At 66.1% G+C, this 21,826-nt stretch carries 19 protein-coding genes, 4 tRNA genes and 2 other RNA genes; 16 read left to right on the top strand and 9 right to left on the bottom strand.

The annotated features are described in order from the left end of the window. The first annotated feature begins 83 nt into the window (after positions 1-83). On the top strand, positions 84-1,127 hold the full coding sequence (locus SAJA_RS05670; protein ID WP_123657694.1) for an NAD(P)H-dependent flavin oxidoreductase: 1,044 nt from the start codon (positions 84-86) through the stop codon (positions 1,125-1,127). 285 nt (positions 1,128-1,412) lie between these two features. Here SAJA_RS05670 and msrA read toward each other — a convergent pair whose 3' ends face one another. The 3 genes from msrA to SAJA_RS05655 form a co-directional block, all read right to left on the bottom strand. Further along, entirely contained in the window at positions 1,413-2,051 is a 639-nt protein-coding gene (gene msrA / locus SAJA_RS05665) for a peptide-methionine (S)-S-oxide reductase MsrA (RefSeq protein WP_123657693.1), read from the bottom strand. A gap of 76 nt (positions 2,052-2,127) precedes the next feature. Further along, on the bottom strand, positions 2,128-3,483 hold the full coding sequence (locus SAJA_RS05660; protein WP_221180136.1) for an MFS transporter: 1,356 nt from the start codon (positions 3,481-3,483) through the stop codon (positions 2,128-2,130). A 30-nt stretch (positions 3,484-3,513) separates the two neighbouring features. Continuing rightward, positions 3,514-3,891, bottom strand: a complete 378-nt coding sequence (locus tag SAJA_RS05655) for a gamma-glutamylcyclotransferase family protein (protein WP_123657692.1) — start codon at positions 3,889-3,891, stop codon at positions 3,514-3,516. Positions 3,892-3,932: 41 nt separating this feature from the next. On the opposite strand from SAJA_RS05655, the gene SAJA_RS05650 reads away from it, so the two are divergent. Next, complete coding sequence (locus tag SAJA_RS05650; RefSeq protein ID WP_184999761.1) at positions 3,933-4,595, top strand: NUDIX hydrolase; 663 nt, start codon at positions 3,933-3,935, stop codon at positions 4,593-4,595. Then, positions 4,592-5,440 (top strand): MBL fold metallo-hydrolase, encoded by an 849-nt coding sequence (locus tag SAJA_RS05645; RefSeq protein WP_123657690.1) that lies wholly within the window; start codon positions 4,592-4,594, stop codon positions 5,438-5,440. Before SAJA_RS05650 ends, SAJA_RS05645 begins: the two co-directional genes overlap by 4 nt. 5 nt (positions 5,441-5,445) lie before the next feature. On the opposite strand, the gene SAJA_RS05640 is transcribed toward SAJA_RS05645, so the two are convergent. From SAJA_RS05640 to murB, 6 genes are all read right to left on the bottom strand, one after another. Beyond that, on the bottom strand, positions 5,446-7,044 hold the full coding sequence (locus SAJA_RS05640) for a DHA2 family efflux MFS transporter permease subunit (RefSeq protein WP_123657689.1): 1,599 nt from the start codon (positions 7,042-7,044) through the stop codon (positions 5,446-5,448). Further along, entirely contained in the window at positions 7,041-8,231 is a 1,191-nt protein-coding gene (locus SAJA_RS05635; protein ID WP_123657688.1) for an HlyD family secretion protein, read from the bottom strand. Before SAJA_RS05635 ends, SAJA_RS05640 begins: the two co-directional genes overlap by 4 nt. After that, on the bottom strand, positions 8,228-9,622 hold the full coding sequence (locus SAJA_RS05630) for a TolC family protein (RefSeq protein ID WP_123657687.1): 1,395 nt from the start codon (positions 9,620-9,622) through the stop codon (positions 8,228-8,230). The genes SAJA_RS05635 and SAJA_RS05630 overlap by 4 nt, the downstream gene beginning before the upstream one ends. Next, positions 9,622-10,059, bottom strand: a complete 438-nt coding sequence (locus SAJA_RS05625) for a MarR family winged helix-turn-helix transcriptional regulator (RefSeq protein ID WP_184999760.1) — start codon at positions 10,057-10,059, stop codon at positions 9,622-9,624. Before SAJA_RS05625 ends, SAJA_RS05630 begins: the two co-directional genes overlap by 1 nt. Before the next feature lie 104 nt (positions 10,060-10,163). Further along, positions 10,164-11,840: an acyl-CoA dehydrogenase family protein gene (locus tag SAJA_RS05620; protein WP_123657685.1), complete on the bottom strand. Its 1,677-nt coding sequence runs from the start codon at positions 11,838-11,840 to the stop codon at positions 10,164-10,166. A 198-nt stretch (positions 11,841-12,038) separates the two neighbouring features. Beyond that, positions 12,039-13,016, bottom strand: a complete 978-nt coding sequence (gene murB / locus SAJA_RS05615) for a UDP-N-acetylmuramate dehydrogenase (RefSeq protein WP_123657684.1) — start codon at positions 13,014-13,016, stop codon at positions 12,039-12,041. Positions 13,017-13,147: 131 nt separating this feature from the next. Here murB and SAJA_RS05610 point away from each other — a divergent pair, with 131 nt between their 5' ends. From SAJA_RS05610 to SAJA_RS05550, 13 genes are all read left to right on the top strand, one after another. Further along, positions 13,148-13,807 carry an HAD family hydrolase gene (locus tag SAJA_RS05610; protein WP_123657683.1) on the top strand — a complete coding sequence of 220 codons (660 nt, stop codon included), beginning with the start codon at positions 13,148-13,150 and terminating at the stop codon, positions 13,805-13,807. Positions 13,808-13,922: 115 nt separating this feature from the next. Beyond that, complete coding sequence (locus SAJA_RS05605; protein ID WP_123657682.1) at positions 13,923-15,725, top strand: M61 family metallopeptidase; 1,803 nt, start codon at positions 13,923-13,925, stop codon at positions 15,723-15,725. A 4-nt stretch (positions 15,726-15,729) separates the two neighbouring features. Further along, on the top strand, positions 15,730-17,574 hold the full coding sequence (locus SAJA_RS05600; protein ID WP_184999759.1) for an AMP-dependent synthetase/ligase: 1,845 nt from the start codon (positions 15,730-15,732) through the stop codon (positions 17,572-17,574). After that, the gene (plsY, locus tag SAJA_RS05595; protein ID WP_123657680.1) at positions 17,571-18,167 is read left to right on the top strand and encodes a glycerol-3-phosphate 1-O-acyltransferase PlsY; all 597 of its coding nucleotides are present in this window, start codon (positions 17,571-17,573) and stop codon (positions 18,165-18,167) included. The genes SAJA_RS05600 and plsY overlap by 4 nt, the downstream gene beginning before the upstream one ends. After that, the gene (locus SAJA_RS05590; RefSeq protein WP_123657679.1) at positions 18,164-19,171 is read left to right on the top strand and encodes a biotin--[acetyl-CoA-carboxylase] ligase; all 1,008 of its coding nucleotides are present in this window, start codon (positions 18,164-18,166) and stop codon (positions 19,169-19,171) included. The genes plsY and SAJA_RS05590 overlap by 4 nt, the downstream gene beginning before the upstream one ends. Positions 19,172-19,312: 141 nt before the next feature. Beyond that, a tRNA-Thr gene (locus SAJA_RS05585) sits at positions 19,313-19,388 on the top strand. Between the two features lie 249 nt (positions 19,389-19,637). Continuing rightward, positions 19,638-20,627, top strand: coding sequence for a transporter (locus SAJA_RS05580; RefSeq protein ID WP_123657678.1), 990 nt, complete (start codon positions 19,638-19,640; stop codon positions 20,625-20,627). A 74-nt stretch (positions 20,628-20,701) separates the two neighbouring features. After that, a tRNA-Tyr gene (locus tag SAJA_RS05575) sits at positions 20,702-20,786 on the top strand. Between the two features lie 45 nt (positions 20,787-20,831). Next, positions 20,832-20,967: non-coding RNA, RtT sRNA (locus SAJA_RS05570), on the top strand. 45 nt (positions 20,968-21,012) lie between these two features. Further along, positions 21,013-21,148: non-coding RNA, RtT sRNA (locus SAJA_RS05565), on the top strand. Positions 21,149-21,257: 109 nt separating this feature from the next. Further along, positions 21,258-21,331, top strand: a tRNA-Gly gene (locus tag SAJA_RS05560). A 32-nt stretch (positions 21,332-21,363) separates the two neighbouring features. After that, positions 21,364-21,438: transfer RNA gene (locus tag SAJA_RS05555), tRNA-Thr, on the top strand. A gap of 105 nt (positions 21,439-21,543) precedes the next feature. After that, a partial coding sequence (locus SAJA_RS05550) for a GTP-binding protein (RefSeq protein ID WP_245963236.1) occupies positions 21,544-21,826 on the top strand: 283 nt, incomplete at its 3' end.

Genomic DNA, 21,826 nt, shown 5'->3' with positions numbered 1-21,826 from the left:
ATCGGGTATTTCTTGCGGGCAGTTTCCCTGCCGGTAACAAAAGAATAGCCTACGACGACGTACAAGGTTTTGTCGGAGCGCTCGTGTCATTGGTTGATCAACTCTCGCTACGCCACCCCATCGTTCAGGCGCCCATGGCCGGAGTCACCACGCCGGCGCTGGCCGCGGCCGTGTCCGAGGCCGGGGCGCTGGGCTCGCTGGGGCTGGGCGCGTCCTCGCCAGAAAAAGCCCGTGAAGAGATCGAGGGCGTGCGTGCGTTGACCGATCGCGCGTTCAACGTGAATTTCTTCTGTCATGCATCGCCGGCGAGTGGCGCCAAGACACGCCGGGCCTGGCTGGCGCATCTGGCGCCGTATTTTCAGGCCCAGGGCGCCGCGGTCCCGGACGATCTGGCCAATATCTATCAGCCGATCAACGACAACCCGGCCATGCAGGTGGTCATTCTCGAGACTCGGCCGCCGGTGGTGAGCTTTCATTTCGGTGTGCCGAGTGCGGCACTCGTCGACGGTATTCACGACTACGGCGGCCAGGTGTGGATCTGTGTCACCACGCCGGGCGAGGCCGCGCAGGCCGTGGACGGCGGGGCCGATGCGCTGATCGCCCAGGGCGTGGAGGCCGGCGGTCATCGTGGCAATTTCGAGGCTGAAAACGATGCCGAGTTCGGGCTCGTGGCCCTGCTACGGATTCTGGAAAGCACCTACAGCCTGCCGATCATCGCCGCGGGCGGCTTGATGGACGGCGTGGCCATCCGCGGCGTGCTCTCCCTCGGCGCGGCCGCGGCCCAGCTGGGCACGGCGTTCGTGGCCTGCCCGGAATCCGCGGCCGCACCGGCCTATCGTGATGCGCTGCGCATGGGTCAGGCCACCGAGATCACGCAGGCGATCTCGGGCCGGCCGGCACGGGGCCTCATCGGCCCGTTCCAGAGCGATATCGCGCCGGGCGCGCCGTGGGTGCCGGATTACCCGTTGGCCTACGATGCGGCCAAACAGCTCCACGCCGCGGCCAAGGCCAACGGCGATCATCGCTATGCCCCGAACTGGGCAGGCCAGGGCGTGGCGCTAAGCCGCGAACTGGCCGCGGGCGATCTGGTCCTGGCGCTGGTCGACGAGATGATCTCGCCAAGTTGAGCGGTTGGGGCGTGTCGTCAGGAGATATGACGTCGCATTGCCCGCGCCGGGCGTGTCAGGCAAGGCGCGGGCCGCCGAGCGTGGCGTATCAGGTCAAGGTCCGTAACGCGGCATGGCGCGTCCGGCGCGAGCAACCCCGTCGGGGCCGGTGGCCAAGCCGCGGCAATACGGCGTTATTGTTATCCTCCTGGCTCTCTTACGTGGCACGGCTACGCTGCACGCGCGATGCCTTGTCTTGCCGCGGCTTGGCCGCCGGTGCGCCGCCTTATCTTATGACGACACGCCCTATGACTCGGGCGTACGGGCCGCCTCACCCCAGAGCTTGTCCAGCGTGCGATCGCGGCCGCAGGCGTTGCGATAGAACTTGTAGCGCAGCGGATTCTTCTCGTAATAGTCCTGGTGATAAGCCTCGGCCGGGTAGAACGTCACCGCCGGCACGACTTGGGTCGTGATCGGCGAGGGCGCACTGTCGCTCTGCTGTAGCGCCTGCTTCGAGGCCTTGGCGGCCTGTATCTGCTTGGCGTTCACGGCAAAGATCTCCGAGCGATACGAGTCGCCGCGGTCACAGAACTGGCCCTTGGCATCGGTCGGGTCGACGTTGTGCCAGAACACCTGAAGCAGATGGTCGTAGCTGACCTGGCTCGGGTCATAGACCACCTTGAGCGCCTCGGCGTGGCCGCTGGTTTCTGAGGTGACGTCGTTGTACGACGGATCCGCCACGTGGCCGCCGGTATAGCCGCTGATGGTCTGTTTCACGCCCTTGATCGGGTCAAAGGCTTCTTCCATGCACCAGAAACAACCGCCGGCGAAGATCGCCACGGCTTGATCGGCCCCGGCGTTGGATTTGAAAGCATCCTGTGGCCCGGCCAGTGCCGGTGCGGCCACGGTCAGCAGCAGGGCGAGGGATAAGAGAGTTCGTTTCATGAGCGTCGACGTAGGGTTGCGCGTTACAACCGACTATACGCCGACGCCCGTGTGATCGAGGCAGTCTAGATGGTATCTAGCCGCGGGCTTCCAGCTCCGGCAGGCCACGGGCCAGCCAGGCCGCGGCCGCTGCGGGCACCACCAGTGCGGCAACGGCTGCAGCGGCTCCGAGCAGGCCGATCGCGGCGATCACGCCGCCGCCGGCCAACAGAATGATACCGATCGTGGTGTTGGCCACAGCGGTGAGCTGGGCCCGGTCGTCGGCGCTGCCCAGATCGGTGAGATAGGTCTTGCGGCCCAGGCGCACGCCGGCATGAATACCGGCCAGCACGAAATAAGCGCCAGCGAACGGCCAGACCCCGGCCCAGCTGCCCAAACCGCTGATGACAACGAGCGCGACCGCGGCATTCAACACCGCGGCCGCCAGGCCGGTCAGTATCATCACCTGGCGTGCCGAATAATCAGAAAAACGGCCCCAGAACGGGGCCGAGACCAACGAGGCCAGGCCTGACAGGCCAAGCAGCACGGCCAGGTGGCCGATCGAGGCGTCGCCCGCGGTGCGGGCCAGCTGGGCATAATAAGGCGCTGCCAGAGCGGTTGCGATCAGCAGGCCACGCACGGCGATAAAACGTCCGAAAGCGGGTTTTTCGCGAATCAACGACAGGCTCGACAGCGCCGTCTTAAGCGCGTTGCCCGCACCTTCGGTGGCCCCGGCAAACTCGCGCAGGCAGGCGAACACGCCGGCAGCGATCAGCCAAAGCCCGCCGGCGATCGCCAACAGGCCAATAATCGGGGCGAAATTCCGGGCACCGGGCAGAACATACAGCACCACGCCGAGGGCAACGGCCAGCCCGCCCGCGCCACTGGCCGCATACCCGGACACCGTGCCGCGCCGTGTCTTGGCGATCGTTTTGCCCTGGACATCCTTGTACGAGGCCGAGCACACGCCGCGTCCCAGCGAAAAAACAGCTAGCAGCGCCAGGATCGACAGGCCTGCGACGGCCGGCGAGAACATGAGTGCCGTGCCGATCATGGCCAGGATCATCATGCCCTGCACGAGCGAGCCGGCCACCCAGAACCATTTACGCACCGGGGCCTGGCGTATCCAGCCGGCCACGACCAGCTGCGGTAGCAGGGCCAGGGATTCCCGAATCGGCACCAGCATGCCGGCCATCCAGACCGGCGCGCCCAGGCTGGCCAACAGCCAGGGCAGCACGAGCTTGGGGCTGGCCAGCAGATCGCCGGCCTTGGTGGCAAACAGCGATACCAGATGGATGAAGAAATTGGCCGGCTGCTCACGACAGGCCGACTCGGAAATATCGGTACAGACCCGAGCATTCTCGTCGCCGGTGACCAGATCATAGAGATCGCGGACCGGCCCATCCTCGGGCCGCGGTGTCGTGGCGCTGTCGCGTGCGGGGGTGGTGCTCACGCGGTTTCTCCCTTCAGGCGTGCAGTCAATTCAGTTGATGGCGGGGCGCGTGTTACGGCGTACCCAGTCGCCTTCGATGATCACCGGCCAGTCGTGTTTACGCATGGCGGCCCAGACATAGATCCAGGCCGGGCCGTAATCGGTCTCGATCACGCGACGCGAATAGAACACCGGATAGGATTCCAACGTATCGAGATCGGCCAGGGTGGTCGCATCCACGGCATAGACATCGCCCACCAGGGCGGTATGGCCATAGGGGAGTGCGGCGGGATACGGGCCGGTGTCACACAGCGTATAGGCCGCCGGCGAGACCGAAGGGCCCAGATGTTGCGCGCCGGCCAGCCAGTGCGCGTTGCGCTCGCCGGGGCGCAGGGTGCCGTAGACGAACACCAGATCGGTTGCGGTCATGGCCAAACGAGACAGAACAAGAAACCGCTATGCTAGCGAATATGCGAAAGCCCCCCTATCCGCAATCATCGGTAGCGATTCGCCAGGCGGCCACCGTCGCCGTGCTGGCCGATTCGCCGCACGGGCTGTGCGTGTTGTTACTACGCCGCGCGGCCAGCCATGTCTTCGGGGCCAATGCCGATGTCTATCCCGGCGGGGCGGTGGACGCCGCCGATCACCACGGCGCGAGTGCCGACGCCGCTTATCGCCGTGCGGCCATACGCGAATGTTTTGAAGAAGCCGGCCTGTTGGTCGCGCTCACGGCCGAGCCAACGACCGCGCCCGCTTATATCGCCGCAACGCGCGGCGCGCTCTGTGCTGGCGACATCGACTGGCACGCGTGTTGTCGCCGGCTCGAGCTATCGTTTGATACCGACGCGCTCGTGTCGTTTGCCCACTGGACCACGCCGGCCGGTGCGCCCAAGCGCTATGCCACCCAGTTCTATGCCGTAGCCGCCCCAGCCGGCCAGATCGCCACGGCCGATGGCGATGAAACCACGCAGGCCGAGTGGGTATTGCCCGGCCAGGCGCTTGCCGAGGCACGCGCCGGCAAGCGCCTGCTCATGACGCCAACCCGGGCCACGCTGGAACAGCTCGTCGGTTTTGGTTCGGTGGCCGCGGCCTTGGCCGGGCTGGATGACAGCGCAGGCGGCGACAGGCGATGAGCCATAAACACGCGACCGATGACCCGGCCTTGATCGCCGGCCGGCCCGTGCGTGTCGCCCCCGGTATCACACGCGTACTGGCCCCCAACCCGTCGCCCATGACCGGGCCGGGCACCAACAGCTATATCGTGGGCACCCGCCAGACGTTGATCATCGATCCCGGCCCGGATGATCGTGGCCATCTGGACACGCTTGAAGATCTGGCGGGCCCGGATATCCAGGCGATCTGTCTGACCCATCGCCACGCCGATCACGCCGCCGGTGCGGCTCGGCTGGCCGAGATGACCGGCGCACCGATTCGGGCCTGGCCCAAGCACACACGCGGCGAACACGACAGCGCTATCGTCAACGATGGGCCGCTTGCCGACGGCGAGCGTCTCATGGCCGACGGCCAGATGCTGACCGTGTGGCACAGCCCGGGCCATGCCGCCGATCACGTGGTGTTTGCCGCGAATACGGGTCTGCTGCTGGCCGGCGATACGCTCATGCAGGCCGCCACCGTCGTGATCCTGCCGCCCGATGGGCGCATGGCCGATTATCTGGCCACGCTGGACCGGCTGGCCGAGTTGGCGCCCAGGCGTATCGCGCCGGCCCATGGCGCCCTGATCGACAACGCATCGGGCGAGATCGCGCGGGTCAAAGCCCATCGTCTGAGGCGCGAGGCACAGATCGCCGCGCTGCTCGGCGACCATGCCCGGTCGCCCGAGGCGCTGGTGGGCCGACTGTATCCCGAGCTCTCAGCCGCACTGGTGCCGGTCGCCGCGCGTCAGGTGCTGGCGCATCTGATTCATCTGGACGAGCAGGGCGCTGCCGTTTCGACGCCCGGGGGCTGGCGCGCCGTATAGCGCGCTTAGTGGCTGTGCTCCTTGCCCGAGGACATGAACAGCGACAACGGCACGAGAGCCGCGATCACCACGCCCAGAATCCAGTAGTCATCCAGAAAAGACAACAGCTGGCTTTGTGAGGCCACCATATCGGCGATCGTGGCCTGTGCCTGTTGCCGGGCCGCGTCCATCGAGGCGCCGGCGGCCATGAAGTGCTGAGTGAGCTGATCGGTCAACGACTGGGTCTGGTGATCATAGGGCGTGACGTTTTCCACCAGCACGTTCTGGTGATACTGCCCGCGCCGGGCCAGCCACGTCGTGGCCAGCGAGATGCCCACACTGCCGCCCACGTTACGCGCCAGATTGACCAGCGCACTGACCTGATCGGTCTTGTCGGCCGGCACGCCGACATAAGCGATGCTGGTGATCGGGATGAAGATGAAGGCCAGGCCCAGCGTCTGCAGACAGCGTGCCGCCACCAACTGGGTGAACGAGCTGTCCATGTTGAACGTGGTCATGTGGAACATGGAAAGTGCGACCACAGCCAGCCCGCCGCCGACCATCCAGCGCGCATCGAGCTTGCCCGAGAGCACACCCACAATGGGCATCATGAACACGATCACCAGGCCTCCGGGCGAGATCACGAGCCCGGCGAGCGTGGCCGTATATCCCAGCACGCGCTGGACGAACTGCGGAATCAACAGCGTCGAGCCGAACAGCACGAAGCCCAGCATGAACATCATCACGCTGGAGATCGCGAAGTTGCGATACTTGAACAGCCGCAGATCCATGATCGGATCATCCTGCATGGGCTCCCAGATGATCAGCGCCAGGATCGACAGACCTGCCAGCACCGCCATGGTCGTGATGAACGGCGAGGCCAGCCAGTCGGCCTGCTGGCCGCGATCCAGCAGCACCTGCAGACACCCCAGGCCCACGATGAGCAGGGCAAAGCCGATATAGTCCACGCGAAAACCGCCGGCCATCTTGGCCTTGCGGGCTTTTTCATAGGCCGCCGAATCCTTGACCAGCGCGAGCGACAAGGCGATGAGCACGCCGCCGACCGGGACGTTGAGCAGGAATATCCAGTGCCAGGAGACGTTATCGGTGATCCAGCCGCCCAGCGTGGGCCCGATCGCCGGGGCAAAGACCACGGCGATGCCATAGATCGAGAACGCCATGCTGCGCTGGCTGGGCGGGAAGGAATCCGCCAGGATCGCCTGGGCCACCGGCTGCAACCCGCCGCCGGCCGCGCCCTGAATGATACGAAACACCACCAGCCAGCCCAGCGAGGGGGCCAGCCCACAGGCCAGCGAGGCGATCGAAAAACACACGATCGAGCCAATGAAATAACGCTTGCGCCCGAAGACCTGGGAAAACCAGCCCGAGGCCGGCAACACGATGGCATTGGCCACCAGGTAGGCGGTGAGCACCCAGGTGGCTTCATCCTGACTGGCCGACAGCGAGCCCGCGATATGGGCCAGGCTCACGTTGGCGATGGAGATATCCAGCACCTCCATGAAGGCCGCCAGGCCCACGACGCCGGCGATCAGCCAGCGACCGGCCGGATATTCCGCGCGCGCGGCGATTGCGGCCGGATCTTCGTGGGCGGCCGTGTCGCTCATGAGGCGTTATCGGGGCGTGGGGCGGCCGGTGGCGTGGCCACCGCGGTGGCATCCGTGGTGCTGTGATCGACCGGCACGATGGGGCCGGCGGTATCGATCGTGGGCACGACCGACAGCCCCGGGGAAATATCCAGGCCGTCCAGCTCGTCAGGCTTTGAAAAAACCAGTTTGACCGGCACACGCTGCACGATTTTCACGAAATTGCCGGTCGCGTTCTGTGGCGGCAACAACGAAAACGTCACCCCCGTTCCCGCCTGGATCGACTCCACGCGGCCGGAAAACTCACGCCCGGGGTAGGCATCGATCTCCATGGCCACCGGCTGGCCGGGCCGTACGCGATCCAGCTGGGTTTCCTTGTAGTTGGCCACCACCCAGGGATCGTTTTCGACCACGGCCATGGCGGCCTGACCGGCGTTGACGTGGCTGCCGGTCACGATCGATTTCTGGGCGATCTTGCCGGCGTGCGGCGCCCGCAGCTCGGTATATGACAGGTTCAGCCGGGCCTGGCGGAGCTGGGCCTTGGCCTGGGCGATCTTGGCCTTGGCCGACGAGGCCTGAGAGGCCTTGAACTCGATCCGGTCCGGCGAGGCCTGGGCCTGTGCCAGCTGGGCGCGGGCCTGGCGTACCTGGGCTTCGGCCTGGCTGGCCTGAGTCCGGCGTTGATCCAATGACTGCTCGGAGACCTCGCGCTTGTCGTAAAGCGCGTCGTAACGCGCGGCATCGGCCCGGGCGCGCCGTGCCTCGGCCTGGGCCGATTCGAGCGCTGCCCGGGCGTTGTCGATATCGGCCGACGAGGTTTTCTTCGTGACCGACAGATCGCGCTGGCTGGCGGCATAAGAGGCTCGTGCGGCCTCAAGATTGGCCTCGGCCTTGGCCAGATCGGTCTGGTAGTCGGCCGGGTCGAGCGTAAACAACACATCACCGGCGGCCACGTGCTCGTTGTCGCGCACGAAGACCTTGGCCACCGTGCCGGTCACGCGGGGCGCGATCTGGGCGATATCAGCCTGAACATAGGCATCGTCGGTGCTCACCAGGTGACGGTGAAAATACGACCAGGCCAGCCAGGCCAGGCCCAGAATCGCGACGAGAATCACCGCGAGCAGTGCCGTGCGCCGGCCTTTCTTCTTCTTCGGCGCATCGTCTGACGTGTGGGCGGTCGGCGCGGTGTCGTTGTCGCTGGCACTCATGGGCGCATCGGATGGTTGAGAGAGAATTGACGGGCATGGCCCAGGGCGGCGGCCAGATTGATCCGGGCCCGGGTGTATTCGGCCAGGGCATCGATACGGCGGCTGCGGGCCGCGGCCAGCGAGGTCTGGGCCTGAATGACCTCCACGTTGTCGGTCACGCCGTTGGCGAACCGATCCTGTGAGCGTGTGAGCTCTTGCAAAGCCAGCTCTTGGTTGGCGCGCGCGGCCCGGACCCGGGCATCAAGCGTGCCCAGCGTCTCGCGTGAGGTGCGCACATCGGCCTCGATCTCGTCGCGGGTGTCGCGAAACCGGATCTGTTGCTGGTTGAGCTGGCTGGCTGCGGAATCGATACGCCCGCTGATCGCCCCGCCGTCGAAGATCGGCACGTTCAGGGTGGCGCCCACGGCATAGGTCGGGCGGGCGTTTTCGCTCGGTGTATTGCCGGATTCGCCGTAGGCGGCCTCCAGGCCCAGCGTGGGCAGGCGCTGGCCCTTGGCCGCAGCCAGGCCGTGCTCACTTTGATCGATACGCAGCCGTGCCATGGTCAGCTCGGCGCGCTGATTGAACGCGGTTGTCAGATCGCCGTCGGCGGTGCCGAGCGGCATGGGCCGAAAGACCAGCGTATCGGTGAGTTGTACGGCTCGGCCGAGCGGCAGGCCCACGGTACGGGCCAGCCTTATCCGGGCACGGGCCGCCTCGGTCTGGCGCTGGGCCAAGCGTGCCTGGGCCTCGGCCAGCCGTGAGCGGGCGCGTGTTACATCGACCCCGGTGGCCACGCCGACGGTTTCCTGATCCCGGGCCAGTTTCAACAGGGCCTTGGCCTGATCGATATCGGCCCGGGCGGCCATGATCGTGGCGTTGGCCGAGGCCAACGCCACGTAATCCAGCTCGGCCTGGGCGGCGACCTGCTCTTCGGCAACCTCGAGCCGCGCGCGGGCGGCTTTTTCGCCGACCTTGGCTTGTTTGTAGGTCTGCCAGGCGCTGTAATCGAACAGCGCCTGGCGTAGATGCGCACGGGCATCAAAGACGTTGTACGTCACCGTGGTCGGGAAATTCAGATCGATACCGCTGGCCGCCAGCGCGTCGCCGGCGCCGCCCCCCAGATCCGAGCCGAAATCAAAGCCCTGGGCCGCCAGATTGGTCTGGCGACGTTGTTGTGACACCTGGCCCGACAGATGCGGCAGAAACGCGGCCCGGGCGGTGACCCGCTGGCCGGCGGCATCGGCCTGGTTGGCACGCGCCAACAGGGGCTCGACGTTGCGGGCCAACGCGCCGTTGATCGCCGCCTGAAGCGACAGGGGCCGGCCATTGTCTGTCGGCGCGCCGGCTGCCGTTGTGGCCACGCACAGCAGCGCCAGCAGCAGGGCGCGACGGGGTCGGGTGGCGTGCATCAGACCGGCTCCTGATTCAGACGGATCAACAGATCGCGCAGCTGCTCCTGCTCGGGTTCGCTCAGGGGCGCGAGCAGCTCGTCGCGAGCCGCGCGCACCGCCGGCGCGAGTTCAGCCAGCAGAGCCGTGCCGGCCGCGGTGAGCGCGATCACGTGGGCCCGGCGATCGGCCGGATCGCGCTGGCGGGCCGCCAGGCCCCGTTTTTCCATGGCATCCACCAGATAGGTCACCGTCGTGCGATCCAGGCCCAACGCCTCGGCGATCTGGCTCTGCCAGAGCCGCTCGTGGGCCTCGAGCAAGAGCATCACGGCATATTCACGCCCGGAGACATCCAGCTCGCGTGTGTGTTCGGCAAACAACACGAGCTGGCGTTGATAGGCCCGCGAGAGCAGATAAGGCAGACGCGCACGGATAGAGTCGGGCAGACGAACAGACACGGCCAAGGGTTTTATGATCTGACAGCCGGATATTAGCCTAGCTAGATAGTCAGTCGTCAAGACTATTGGTCTATACCTTTTTAACATCGGGCGATGATGTCGTGTCAGCCGGGGAAGGCGCGCTGGATGAGTGCGGGCGCACGAGCGCCGAGCGCTGCGGTGCCATAAGCCCGGGACCCATGTGGGCCGAGCCTTGCCTGGCAGAACGCTGCCCCCACCCAGTCGGCCTGGCCCTGGAGCAGCACCGCGGCCTGAAGCGCCTGGGCCGTATCCCCGGCGACCCGGCGTGCCGCGGCAGGGGATGGTGTATCCGTCAGCGCCTGCTTGAGCCGGGCCACGTGCGCATCGAACAAGGGATGACGGCCCGCGGCCCCGGCCAGTTCATCGAACAGGGCGGTCTTGGTTTCAGGCGTGCGTTCCAGGGCGCGCAGCATGTCCAGGCACTGGATGTTGCCTGCGCCTTCCCAGATCGAGTTCAGCGGCGACTGGCGAAACAGCCGGGGCATGATCGAGGTCTCGATATAGCCGGCGCCGCCCAGACACTCCTGGGCCTCGTTGACCGCCGCCGGCGCGCTGCGACAGATCCAGTATTTACCGATCGGCGTGGCCAGGCGTGCCAGCATCCGCTCGTGCGAGCGCGGGCTCTCGAACGCCCGGGCGACACGCATCGACAAGGCCAGCGCGGCCTCGGATTCCAGTGCCAGATCGGCCAGTACCTCGGCTTGTAACGGCTGGTCGACGAGGGCGGTGCCGAAGACCTCGCGGGCCCGGGCATGATGAATGGCCTGTACGAGAGCCGCGCGGATCAATGCCGCCGAGCCCAGCATGCAGTCCAGCCGGGTCTGGGCCACCATGTTCAGGATCGTGGCCACGCCGCGGCCGGGCTCGCCGATACGTCGGGCCTGGGCCTCCCGGAACTCGGCCTCGGACGAGGCATTGGCCCGATCGCCCAGTTTGTCCTTGAGCTGGATGATATCGACGGCGTTGCGCGTGCCGTCCTCGCGCCAGCGCGGGAGAAAGAAACAGGACAGCGCGGCGGCCGCCCCCGGCGACCGATCCTGCAACGATTGATCCTGGGCCAGCACGATGAAGGCATCGCTCATGGGGGCCGAGAAGAACCACTTGTGCCCGGTCAGGGCATACTGATCGCCGGCGATCGGCTTGGCCCGCGTGGTGTTGGCGCGCACGTCCGAGCCGCCTTGTTTTTCGGTCATGCCCATGCCGATGCTGGCGGCGTGCTTGTCGGCGATGGGCCGGTTGCGTGGGTCGTAGTCGGCGGCCAGCACCTTGTCGAGCCAGCCATCCAGGGCCGGGCCGGCCTGGCGCAGCACCGGCACGGCGGCATGCGTCATGGTGGTGGGACAGGCGGTGCCGGCCTCGAACTGGTTATGCAGATAGAACAGCGCGCTGCGCAGCACCTGCGCGCCCGGGCGGGCGTCCGTCCATCTCAGCGCGTGCAGCCCGTGGTGGCGGGCGGCTTGCATACAGCTGTGATACGCCGGGTGAAACTCGACCTCGTCGATCCGCCGGCCCGCCGCGTCGTAGCGGAAAAGCTCGGGCGGATGGGCGTTGGCACGCGCGCCGGCGCGCAGCAGGGTGGAGCCGGCCACGTCGCCGTAGGCAAGCAGGCGCTCGTGGCCCCAGGCGGCGCCCTCACGCAGCAACGCATCGACAAGCGCGGGATCACGCGCGGCGGCGTTGTAATCGATCAACGCCTCGGGCTGATTGGTTACCGAATGGGTATCGAATACGTCGCGCGGGCGATAGGCATCGTGAAACATGACAGCACACCGATCAGATCAAGCCTCGGCTAACGCTTACCACGCGGCGGGCTGTGTGTCATGGGCATGAAAAAGCCGGCGCGGGACGTCGCCGGCGCCGGCTGCGGCACGAGGCATACCCTCGAAACCCGTCAGAGCCGACAGGGGACGCGGCGCTGAATAATCACTGTCACCCCTGTTCGTGACACGGGTATGACGTTACGCCGCGATCCGCTTGATCGGCGCGAAGCCACCGACGAAAGAAATTTCGGGCTCCAGCCAGTAGCCGGTGGTCGCTTCCACGCGTTTCTGGACGTGCATGATCAGCGCACAGACCTCGGCTGCGGTGGCGGCCCCGCGGTTGACGATGATATTGGCATGTCGGGGCGAGATCTGGGCGTCGCCCACGGCAAAGCCTTTCAGGCCGGCCTCGTCGATCAGCCGGCCGGCGCCGATGCCGTCGATCTTCTTGAAGATCGAGCCGGCCGAGGGTTCGGCATCCAGCGGCGGGTGACGCTCGGCGCGCCAGCGCAGGTTCTCGTCCATGATGCGGGCCAGGGCTTCGCCGTGGCCGGGTTCGAGTTCGAACGTGGCGGATAGCACGATATCGTCGCGCCCGTGCAGCACCGACTGGTCATAGCCGAATTCGAAGTAATCCACGTCCACGCGCCGGCGCACGTTGTCCGCGCCCAGGATATCCGCACTGTGCAGCACCTCGCCGATGAACATCGTGCGCTCGCGCGCCGGCGCCGGCGATAGGAAATGCAGGTTCTGCCAGAGCGCGCCGCCCACGGTCGAGGGAATGCCGACATAGTGCTCGAGCCCGGACAGGTCATGGGCCACGGCGGTATCGATCACGTCGGGATAGATCAGCGCGCCGCTGGCCGCGGTCACGAAGGTGCCGCGTACCGACACGCCCCGGGCGCGATTGGCAATCACAAGCCCGGCAAAGCCGCGATCGCCGATCAGGATATTGGCGCCGGCCCCCAGCAGGAAATAATCGATATCCAGCTCGCGGGCTACGCGCACCGCGGTGGCCAGGGCCTCGGCGGTGGTGGCCTCGAACAACAGGGCGGCTGGCCCGCCGATCTTGAAGCTGGTCTGGCCGGCCAGCGCCACGTTGCGGTGCAGCCCCGGGCCGAGACGGCGGGCTAGCTCACGCTGCTGGGCCCGGCTCGGGCGACGCGGATTACGCATGACGAATTGACAAGGTCTGGCAATGCGGGAATGGTCGGGGTCGGCGTGTCACTTTGCAAGCGCGGCCGGCCCACGCGGGCGCAGCACCTCGGGTAAGCTGAAGGCCGTTTCTCGACAACCACGAGCCCGGCTTGGCTTTTCATCCTCGTATCGTCATCTTCGATCTTGACGTCACGCTGACGGAATACGACACGTTTCTGCCGTTTCTGTTTGGCTATCTGCGCCAGTATCGCAAGCGCCGCAGCCTCAAGCTGTATCGCCTGCCGCTGAACCTGCTGAAGTTCTGGCACTGGGGCAATCGCACGTGGATGAAGACCGAGATGCTCAAGGCCTTCATGGGCGGCGAGCCGCGTGAGCGTATCGCCGGCTGGGTGGACCAGTTCGTCGAAGAGCTCATGCAGGACAGCATGCGTGAGCAGGGCCTGGCCGAGCTGCGGGCCTATCAGGCCCAGGGCATTCGCGTGATTCTGGCCTCGGCCAGTTTCGATATCTATGTCGATGCCATCGCCCGGCGCCTGGGGATCGAGGAAGTGCTGGCCACCCGGGCCAAGTGGGATCGGCGTGATCGACTGGCCGGCATGGACGGGGCCAACTGCCGGGACGACGAGAAGCTACGCCGGGTGAAGACTGTGGCCGATATGCCCGCCGACGGGCAGGGTGTGGCGGCCTATTCGGACTCCCACGCTGATCTGCCGCTGCTGGGCTGGGCCGAGCACGGGGTGGCGGTGTGCCCGTCCAAGCGGCTGTTTCATCAGGTCGCCGGCCTCGGGCTCGAGGTGGCGCGCTGGTAGCCACTGCCGCCGGTCGATAGGCGTACACTGGGCACGTCATCGACCGGTGGGCAGGGCGCGGGCACTGCGACCGACTGCGCGCCGGTCGCCCGGTCTCGTCGCCCAAGAAGTATCCATGTCGTCCTTGTTCTATCAAATACAGCCCAGCGATCCCGCGGCACACCGGTTCACGGTGGATCTGTCGTTCACGGCCGTGCCCGGCGAGACGCTCGGCCTGAATCTGGCGACCTGGATTCCGGGCAGCTATGTCCTGCGCGATTTCGCCCGGCATCTGTTGTCGATCCAGGCCTGGGCCGGTGATGTGGCCTGTACCCCGACCGCGCTCACGCACAGCCGCTGGGCGATCACGCCCGCTCAGGCCGACGTGACGGTGCGCTGTGTCTTTTATGCCCGGGATGCCTCGGTGCGTGCGGCGTTTCTCGACGACACCCGCGGGTTTTTCAATTTCACCTCGCTGGCTCTCTGGCCGGACGGCATGCGCGATGTGCCGGTACGGGTCGCGCTGGTGCCGCCGGCAACACCGGCAGACTGGCAGCTGGTCACCACGCTCGCGCCGATCGAGATCGCGGCCGATGGTTTCGGTGTCTACGTGGCCGATCACTACGATGATCTGATCGATCATCCGGTGGCGATGGGGCGTGCCATCGAGGCCGTGGATTTCTCGGTGCGCGGCGTGGCGCACAGTTTTGTCCTGCTGGGCGGGCACGATGCCGATACGCGCCGACTGGCGATGGATCTGGCGGCCATCTGCGAAGCCCAGGCCCGGGTTTTCGGCGTTTTGCCGGCGGCGCAGTATCGGTTTTTCGCGCATGTCGTGGCCCGCGGCTATGGCGGCCTGGAGCATCGCGAATCCAGCGTGCTGGAGATCGCGCGACACAGCCTGCCCAGTGCCGCACGCGCCGTTGAGACGCACGGGCGCGACACGGCCTATGAAACGCTGCTGGGCCTGGCCAGCCACGAGTATTTCCATCTCTGGAACGTCAAGCGGATTCGCCCGGCGGCCGTGGCGGCCTCGGATCTATCGCGCGAAGCTTATTTCCGGGATTTGTGGGCCTATGAGGGCATCACCAGCTATTACGATGATCTGGGGCTGGCGCGTGCGGGCATTCTCGACGAGGCAGGCTATCTTGAGCGTCTGGCCAAGTTGGGCACGCGTATCGCCCGCACGCCGGGCGGGCGGCAACAAAGCCTGGCCGAAAGCTCGTTCGATGCCTGGCTGAAGTTCTACCAGCCCGACGAGAACACGCCCAACGCCGTGATCAGCTATTACGGCAAGGGCGCGCAGTTGGCCCTGGCGCTGGATCTGAAACTGCGCCGGGCCAGCGACGGCGGCCTGTCGCTGGATGATGTGATGCGCCAAGCCTGGCAGCGCTACGGGGCACACGAGATACCGGCGCCGGAAAACGCCCTGGCCGATATCGCCATCGAATGGGCGGCGGCCCGGGCAGGCATCGATCTGGCGCCGTTCTTCGAGCACTACCTGAACAGCCCGGTGGATATCGCCTGGGCCGAGGATCTGTCGGCCTTCGGCGTCACGGCCACATGCCAACCGGGCGACGACGAAGCCGCGATCCTGCAAGGCCGGCTGGGCATTGCCCGCAGCGAACAGCCGGGCGCGCCGATCCGCGTGGTCTATGACGACTCGCCGGCACAGGCAGCCGGGCTGTCGCCGGGCGATCGGCTGATCGCCATCGACGGTATCGAGGCCGGGGCCACGCTGTCCGGGGCGCTGGCACGTCTCCCGGCCGGGGCACGTCTGCGCCTGCACCTGTTTCGCGACGATCGGCTGCTCGAGCGTGAGTTGATCATCGGCGACGCGGCGGCACCGGAATGGCGGCTTGAGATCGATACCGCGGCCGGGCCGGCGGCCCATGCCCGTCGCCGGGCCTGGTTGGGCCATGCGCCGGCAGGCGGCTAGCGCGATGCGCCCGGCGCACTGGATACCCGCCGACGGGGCCACCACACTCTGCGAGCTGTTCGCCGCGCGGGTGGCTGCTACGCCGGATGCGCCTGCTTATCGCTTCTATTCGCCGCGCAAGAGCGCCTGGCGCACGCTGTCCTGGGCCGAGGCCGAAACCCGTGTGGCCGCCTGGACACGCGTACTGCACGCCCACGGCGTGATCCCCGGCGATCGTGTCGCGATCATGCTGCGCAACTCACCGGAATGGCTGTGCGTGGAGCAGGCCGTGATGCGCCTGGGCGCGATGAGCGTGGGGCTGTTCTGTGCCGACACGCCGGCCAGCAACGCGCATCTGGTCGCCCATAGCCAGGCCCGGGTGCTGGTGGCGGTCAAGGCCAGTTGGGTAACGCGGATTCTGGACGCGGATGACTGTGAGGCGCTCGAGACGGCGCTGGTGTTCACCGGCACGTGGGCCCAGGCGCCCCGGCTGGCCAGCGCCGATGATGCCCTGGCCGGCGCCCGCGCGTTGCCCGATCCGGCTCTGGCCTGGCCAGCGCCGGATACCGTGGCCAGCCTGATCTATACCTCGGGCTCGTCGGGCCGGGCGCGCGGGGCGATGCTTACCCACGCAAGCCTGTTGTTCAACGCGCAGAGCGTTGCCGACGTGCTGCCCGGCGTGCTCGATGAGTGCGCGCTGTCGTATGTGCCGCTGGCGCACAGCTATGAGCGGGTGGCCGATATCTATCGCGCGATGATCACCGGCGCCCGGATCGTGTTCTGTCGTCATCCGCGGTTTCTGGGTCTCACGCTGGCGCGCGAGCCGGTCACCACGCTGATCGGCGTGCCGCGCATCTATGAGCGCTTCTATATCGAGCTGCATCGTTGGCTCTCACGCCGGCCCCGGCTGATTCGTCGTCTGGTGGCCACGACCATCAACGTGGGCGAGTCGGTGTTCGAGCGCCGCCAGGGCCGCGGGCGGTTTGCGCTCGGCCATCTGGCGTGGCCGTTGTTGCAGTATTTCGTGGCCCGGCGTTGTCTGCGCCTGTTTGGCGCGGACATGCAGATCGCGGTCTCCGGTGCGGCCGCGTTGCCGTATCCGGTTGCGCGCACGCTCATCGGGCTGGGCCTGCCGGTGCTGCAGGGCTACGGGCTGACCGAGGCCGGGCCGGTGGTCAGCGTCAATCGCGTGGATGACAACGCCATCGACAGCGTTGGGCTGGTATTGCCCGGCGTGGCGACACGCGTCGGGCCGGACAACGAGCTGCTGGTGCGCTCACCCAGCGTCATGCAGGGCTACTGGCGTGATCCCGAGGCCACGGCGCGGGTGCTCTCGCCCGGCGGCTGGCTGCATACCGGCGACAAGGTCAGCCGCCTGGACAAGAAACGGCTGTATCTGACCGGGCGCATGAAAGAAGTCATCGTGATGACCTCGGGTGAAAAAGCCTCGCCCGAACCGCTGGAGGAGGCTCTGCGCCTGGACCCGCTGGTGACGCGCGCCATCGTGGTGGGTGAGGCCCGGCCCGTACTGGCGGCCGTGGTCAGCTGCCCGGCCCATCGGCTGACGCCCATCATGCGCCGGCTGGGCCTGGATCCCGACGCGCCCGAGGCACTGGCCAGCGCCCGGCTGGAGAATTATTTCATCGAGCGCCTGGCCAAATTCACCACCGGTTTTCCGGCCCATGCCCAGATTCGGCGCGTGGCCGTGGTTACTGATGCCTGGCGACAGGACAACGGCCTGGTCACGGCCACCGACAAGGTACGCCGGCGTCGTGTGGCCAAGCGTTATGCCGCGGCTATCAACCGGCTGTACGGGCGTCGCGCAGCGTCTGACAAGACTGACGTGTCTGAAAACACGAACCTCGGATGACGGTCGTGGGCATCATCGCGGCACTGGCGGCGGCATACCTGATCGGCTCGGTGTCCGGGGCGCGGGTGCTGGCCGGGGCATTCGCCGCGCCGGATATCCGCAGGCTGGGCAGCGGCAATGCCGGCACGAGCAATGCCTGGCGTATCGGTGGGCGCGGCTATGGCGCGGCCGTATTGGGCTTCGATCTGCTCAAGGGCGCCGTGGCGACCGGGCTGGCCGCTGCGTTGGCGCCGATCATGCCGTGGCCGGCGGTGGCGGGTTTCGTGGCGGTCGTCGGCCATGTGTGGCCGGTCTTCCACGGATTTCGTGGCGGCAAGGGGCTGGCAACGGCGGCCGGCGTGCTGGTCTTTCTGGCGCCGGTCGTGCTCGTGGCGGCGCTCGCGGTCTTTGGCGCCACGCTCTGGGCTCGGCGGATCGTGAGCCTGGCCAGTCTGGCCGCACTGGCCGTGGCCGGTTCCTTTGCGTTGCTCGCGGCGTTCATGGACGGGCCGGTACGGGCACTGATCGGCGGGCTGTGCGTGCTGCTGGTCGTCACCCATCGCGAGAACATCGTGCGTCTGCGCCTGGGACAAGAGCCGCGGATTCGGCGATGAGCCAGCCGGTCGGCGTATCTGATCACATCGAGGCGCCTGATCCGGTGCTGGCCGCGCTCGCCGACGGGGCCTGGCATCGCGGCCCGGTGCTTGCCGAGGCACTCGGCGTCACCCGGGCCGCGATCTCGGCGCGTATCGCCCGGCTGCGCCAGCGCGGCCTGGCCATCCATAGCGTGACCGGGCGCGGGTATCGCCTCGCCGGGCCGCTCGACCTTCTGAATGGCCCGGCCGTGCGCGCCGCGCTCGAGGTGGCGGCGGGCCGCATGCTCGATCAGCTGGTGGTGCTGCAATCGATCGACTCGACCAACAGTTATGTCGGGGCCTGTGAAGACGGGCTGACCCGGGCGTGTCTGGCTGAACAACAGACTGCCGGGCGCGGGCGAGACGGGCGGGCCTGGGTATCACCTATGGCGGCCAATCTGTATCTGTCTGTCGGGCGTGATCTGGCGCCCCGGGCCGGGGCGTTGGGGGCCTTGTCACTGGCCATCGGCGTGGCCGTGGCCGAGGTGCTGCGCGATTTGGGCGCGGCCGACGTGGGCCTGAAATGGCCCAACGATCTATGGATCGGCCGGGCCAAGATCGGCGGTATTCTCATCGAGGCGCGTGCCGAGGCGACGACCCGTACGCGGCTGGTGGCCGGGCTGGGGCTGAATCTGGCCATGCCGCGCGCTGCTGCTGCACCGATTGATCAGGCATGGACACGCCTGGCCGATCACGTGCCCGACCTGCCGGCGCGCAGCGTGATCGCCGGGCGCTGTATCGATGCGGTGCTGCGTGCGATCGATACGTTCGCGCTGAACGGTTTCGTTGTCTTTCAGAGCCGCTGGGCGGGTTTCGACGTGCTGTATGGTCAAGCCGTGACCCTGTTCGAGCCGGGCGGCCGACGCCACGGCGTGGCCCGGGGCGTGGCTGCCGACGGCAGCCTGATCCTCGACAACGACGGCACATACGAGCGGATCTATTCCGGCGACCTCAGCCTGCGTCTGCGCGCCCCGCGCGGGTGAGGGGTAGGGCTGTTGGCGTCTCTTGCGAGCGTCGCTTTCGTCGAAAGTCCGCAAGGTGTCCTGCAAGACGCGAATCGCATAAAACGACAACAGACCCTAGTCAAGCACTGGCCGAGTCGTTCAGAATACCGCTCGCCTGATGCCGGCGTAGCTCAGTTGGTAGAGCAGCTGTCTTGTAAACAGCAGGTCGTCCGTTCAAATCGGATCGCCGGCTCCATCTCTTGTCCGCTCGATGCCGGGAACCGGCGTCGGAGCATATCCCACGAAAGTCTATTGTCTGATTGGCTGCTTCATGTGCCATGCACGAGTAGACTGACTACCGCGCGATTGGTGTAGGGGCAGGCAGGTCTGTTAATCGACGACCGCCTGGATATACCGCGTGCGCTCAGGGGCTGGCGCTTTTAATCAGCGGGCCAGCAAATCACACCGGCCGAGCTGTCTGCGGGCCTTTCATCCTGTGATCGTCATGACGAGTAACCGAACACGGCCCGTGCTGGCCGCGACCGCCCTGTGTCTTGTCTCGGCCACGGCGGGGGCGGCGTCAATCGAGCGCCAGGCCATGGGGGATGCGTTGTTCACGGGGCCGTTGAGTGCCCCCAACGCGACCGCGCTGCCGAAGGGGCACTGGGATATCGAGCCGTATTTGATCGACTCGATCCAGTACGCCAGCTTTGACGACGACTGGAGCCAGAACAACGTCGAAGATAGTCATGCACTGCGTTCGGTCACGCTGTTGCAGTACGGGTTGACCGATCGCCTGTCGATCGCGCTGCTGCCGACGTTTGGCTACAACATTCCGGCCAGTGGCGCCACCAGCAGTGGCCCGCAGCTCGGCGATATGACTGTGCGCGCTCACTACATGCTGCACAAGTTCACCGAGGGCGGTCTCTTGCCCACCGTATCGCTGTCTTATGCGCAGGGGTTTCCGACCGGCAAATACGACGGGCTGGACGGCAATATCGCGGACGGGCTGGGCTCGGGCGTGCTCGAATCCACTTTTGGCGTGTTCACGCAAACATATTTCTGGATGCCGACCGGGCGTATTCTGCGTACCCGCCTCAACGTCACTTACACCACGGCCTTCGACGATGCCTCGGTCAGCGGGGTGAGTGTGTATGGCACGCCGTCCGGCTTCGACGGCCAGATCGATACCGGCGACAGCTATGCCGTAAATCTGGCCTTCGAGTACAGCCTGACCCGGCACTGGGTACCGGCTATCGATATCATCTACGGGCATAGCGACGGCGCGTCGATTCGCGGCGTGCAGGCCGCCAACGGTCTGGCCACGCCGATTCGATCGACCAGTGGATCCAGCGAATCGATCTCTGTCGCGCCGGCGCTGGAGTACAACTGGAACGGCCATTACGGGGTGATCGTGGGCGCGAACGTTGTGGCCGCCGGGCGTAATACCGCGGCTACCGTGGCGCCTCAGGCAGCGCTGAATATCTATTACTAGGGCGTCGGTACGTGCGTTGTGAAATCAGCGGTTGACAATCACGCCGGAGTTGCCAGAATACGTCGCTCGATTGGGGAGGGATACCCAAGCGGTCAAAGGGAACAGACTGTAAATCTGTCGGCTCAGCCTTCGGAGGTTCGAATCCTCCTCCCTCCACCATCACCAGATCAGGAAAGTAGTAGCAAAAAACTGTCGATGGCGACAGGCGAAGAGGCATCCAGGGGGTTTTCGAACCGATAGAGGTTCGACGGCGCAGCGAAAGCTGCGACGAACAACACGCAAGGCGTGTTGGCCCGAAGGGTGAGGCGCGAAGCGCCGAATAATCCTCCTCCCTCCACCATCACCAGATCAGGAAAGTAGTAGCAAAAAACTGTCGATGGCGACAGGCGAAGAGGCATCCAGGGGGTTTTCGAACCGATAGAGGTTCGACGGCGCAGCGAAAGCTGCGACGAACAACACGCAAGGCGTGTTGGCCCGAAGGGTGAAGCGCTAAGCGCTGAATAATCCTCCTCCCTCCACCATCTCTTTACATTGAGTTGATATGAATTTCCGGCCCGCTGCGGTGGTCATATCAAATACAGACTTGCAACGGGCGCTACGATTGGCCAAAGTCTGTCGTCGTTGAGACGCGCGGGCGTAGTTCAATGGTAGAACCTCAGCCTTCCAAGCTGATGATGCCGGTTCGATCCCGGTCGCCCGCTCCAACTCGATTCGTCGAGTCGAGAGTCAACAGTGTGCCCACGTAGCTCAGCGGTAGAGCACTTCCTTGGTAAGGAAGAGGTCACCGGTTCAAGTCCGGTCGTGGGCTCCATTTTTTACGTGTGCGGTGGGCTCTTCGAGGCGCGCCGCTTGTATGGGTTGGCCGGTGGTTTAACCCGGTCGTTTTCGTAAAGCCCAAACAGCGAAAGGCGAGGCAATGTCCAAATCAAAATTCGAGCGTAGCAAGCCGCACGTCAACGTCGGCACGATTGGTCACGTGGACCATGGCAAGACCACGCTGACGGCCGCGTTGACCGTTGTATCGAACCGTCTGTTCGGTTCCACCCTGTCGGCGTTTGACGCCATCGACAAGGCGCCGGAAGAGAAAGCGCGTGGCATCACCATCTCCACCTCGCACGTCGAGTACGAGAGTGAAGCGCGCCACTACGCCCACGTGGACTGCCCGGGCCACGCCGACTACGTCAAGAACATGATCACCG

It is taken from the genome of Salinisphaera japonica YTM-1 (genome assembly GCF_003788585.1).
Taxonomy (GTDB): Bacteria; Pseudomonadota; Gammaproteobacteria; order Nevskiales; family Salinisphaeraceae; genus Salinisphaera; species Salinisphaera japonica.
Note: the sequence above shows the minus strand (reverse complement) of the source record. Positions and strands in the feature narration are given on the sequence as shown.